General features: G+C 69.0%; 3 protein-coding genes. 1 reads left to right on the plus strand and 2 read right to left on the minus strand.

Translation table 11 applies throughout. The features are described 5' to 3' along the window. On the minus strand, positions 1-1,165 hold a 1,165-nt coding region (locus AC08OX_RS12635), incomplete at its 3' end, for an MBOAT family O-acyltransferase (RefSeq protein ID WP_476608000.1). 196 nt (positions 1,166-1,361) lie between these two features. Here AC08OX_RS12635 and AC08OX_RS12640 point away from each other — a divergent pair. Beyond that, complete coding sequence (locus AC08OX_RS12640) at positions 1,362-2,264, plus strand: alpha/beta fold hydrolase (RefSeq protein ID WP_476608001.1); 903 nt, start codon at positions 1,362-1,364, stop codon at positions 2,262-2,264. A gap of 43 nt (positions 2,265-2,307) precedes the next feature. On the opposite strand, the gene AC08OX_RS12645 is transcribed toward AC08OX_RS12640, so the two are convergent. Further along, positions 2,308-2,769, minus strand: coding sequence for a membrane protein (locus AC08OX_RS12645; protein ID WP_011438283.1), 462 nt, complete (start codon positions 2,767-2,769; stop codon positions 2,308-2,310). Positions 2,770-2,829: the final 60 nt, after the last annotated feature.

Raw genomic sequence — 2,829 nt, forward strand, 5'->3', positions numbered from 1 at the left:
CGGAGAGCCCCGCCGATTCGGCCTGTCCCGGGATCTGCTCCTGTCCCGTGGCTCGGGCCTGTCCCGGGATCTGCTCCTGTCCCGTGGCTCGGGCCCGTTCCGTCGCCCGGATCCGGTCCGCCCGTCGGGCCCGGATCCGGCGTTCGGTCACCAGCCCACCGCCGTGCAGCGCTCCCCACAGGACGAACGTCCAGGCGGCGCCGTGCCAGAGACCGCCCAGAGTCATGGTGATCATGATGTTGAGGTAGGTGCGCCGCTTCCCCTTCCGGTTCCCTCCGAGCGGTAGGTAGACGTAGTCGCGTAGCCATCGGGACAGGGTCATGTGCCAGCGGCGCCAGAAGTCCTGCAGGGTGACGGCCGCGTAGGGACGGTCGAAGTTGTCCGGGAAGCGGAAGCCGAGCAGGAGGGCGATCCCGATCGCGATGTCGGAGTACGCCGAGAAGTCACAGTAGATCTGCACGGCGTAGCCGTAGCCGGCCGTGGCGATCTCCAGCGACGAGTGCTGGCCGGGTGCGTCGAAGACGGGGTCGACGAGGCGTGAGGCGATCAGATCGGCGAGCACCACCTTCTTGACCAGGCCGCCCACGATCAGGAACACGGCCCGGGTGGCCTGGACCTGGTTCGGATCCCGTGGCGTGGCGAGCTGGGGGATGAACTCGCGCGCACGCACGATGGGACCGGCGACCAGATGCGGGAAGAACGCCTCGTACACGGCGAAGTCCAGCAGCGACGCGGGTGTGCTGGTGCCGCGATGGACGTCGATGACGTAGGACAGCGCCTGGAAGGTGAAGAACGAGATCCCGATCGGCAGCGCCACCTGGAGCAGGGGCAGCGCCGTGGGGAGGCCGATCTCGGCCAGCGCGCGGTCCACCGACAGGGCGAAGAAGCTGTAGTACTTGAACCAGCCGAGCAGGCCGAGGTCGCAGACGATCGCGGCGATGAGGAGGCGGCGGTCGCGCCAGCGGTGGACCGCGACGGCGGCACCCTGGTTGATCAAGGTGGAGGCCACGATCAGCAGCACGAAGCGTGCGTCCGCGAAGCCGTAGAAGAAATACGACGCCCCGAGGATGAACGGCTTCCACAGCCTCGGCCGGGGCATCAGCAGCCAGGAGATCGCCAGCACCACGACAAGGAACGCCGCAAACTCGATCGTCGGAAAGATCATGTGTGCCCGTCCGGTGGGGTCGCCCAGCAGGATAATCGCTTTAGGAAGTCGATCGACTACCTAAAGTAGTTGATGGGTGGGGTGTTCGCCGCTCGACGGCCGCGCTGCCGGCATCCGCCTGGCCCTTTCGGGTAACCTCCGGCCGATTGCCGGTGGAACTCGTGCGCCGGCGCCATGGGATGGCTACCTTCCGACCATGGGTATCGTCTCAGTCAACGGCATCGACCTCGCCTACGAGATCCACGGAGACGAGGACGGGTTGCCGCTGCTCCTGATCGGCGGCCTCGGGCAGCCGCTCGTCGGCTGGCACCCGGACCTGCTGGCCGCGCTCGGTCGTCGCGGTTATCGAACGATCATCTTCGACAACCGGGACGTGGGACTGTCCACTCATCTCGACCAGCTCGGTCGGCCCGACCTGGCGGCGATCCTGAGCGGTCGCTTCGACCTCGCCCCCTACCGGCTCGATGACCTGGCCGCGGACGCGATCGGCCTGCTGACCGCCCTCGGGATCGAGTCGGCGCACCTGATGGGCAGCTCGATGGGTGGCATGATCGCCCAGATCGCGGCCCTCGGGAACCCCGAGCGGGTGCGCAGCCTCACCTCGATGATGTCCCATCCGGGTGACCACCGGGTGCAGCCGACCGCCGAGGCGATTGCGCTGTTCCTGCGGCCGGCGCCGGCCGACCTGGAGGAGTTCGTCCTCGCCGGGCACGAGGCGCAGGAGGTCCTGGGCTCGCCGTTGTTCGCGCCGGACGTGGCGTGGCTGCGGCGGCGGGCCGAGATCCAATGGGGCCGTCGCCCGAACCCGGTCGGGGTCATGCGCCAGATCGCCGCCGTGCTCGCGGCGCCCGACCGCACCCCCGGGCTCGCACGGCTCCCGGTCCCCACCCTCGTCGTCCACGGTGACGCGGACCCGCTCGTCCCGGTCCTCGGTGGTCGGTTGACGGCCGCGGCGATCCCGCTCGCGGAGCTGCTGGAGATCGACGGGATGGGGCATGAGCTTCCCCGCCAGGTCTGGGGTCGCATCCTGGACAAGCTTGACGATGTCGTGCATCGCGGGGAAGTCGATCGTCGCGGGACGCTCGCGCAGGCGAGCTGAGCGCCGACCCGCCCCCCCGGATCGTCGCGGTGGCCCGGCCGCGTCAGGTCCCGGGCTTGATGACCATGAAAGCGATGATCAGTATCCAGCAGGCGGTGCTCACGGCGACACCCCCCATGATTGGAAGGGTACGCCGACGCGTGTCACCGCCCGCGTCGATCTCCTTGACGGCGTGGGCGAGCCCGGGCGCGATCATGCCCAGCGAGATCCCGGTGGCCACCACCCACAGCACGAGGGCACCCGACAGCCAGGGGTCGCCCAGCGACCGCACGCTGCCGAATGATCCCTGATGCACCAGCCCGAGGCCCGTCACGACGATGAGCAGTGAGGCGAGCGCGAGAGCCCGGATCATCCGCACGCACAGGCGCAGGATCGGCAGGGCACCGGCCCCCAACCGCAGCAGGCGCGGGGTGACCACGGTGATCAGTGTCAGCGGACCGATGACGAAGACCCCGAGAACGACGTGCACGGTCAGGAGGAGCCCGAAGCTGCCCGAATGCGGCATGCGCAGAAGGTATCGATCGTCGTCCGTCGGCCGTATCCCGGGGACGGCGATCCGCTAGCC

Source organism: Frankia sp. CoBUL1 (assembly GCF_978021245.1).

Excerpts from the sequence above, each read along its gene's own strand:
- AC08OX_RS12640 (WP_476608001.1), top strand. The coding sequence starts at position 1,362 with ATGGGTATCGTCTCAGTCAACGGCATCGACCTCGCCTACGAGATCCAC.
- AC08OX_RS12645 (WP_011438283.1), bottom strand. The coding sequence starts at position 2,769 with ATGCCGCATTCGGGCAGCTTCGGGCTCCTCCTGACCGTGCACGTCGTT.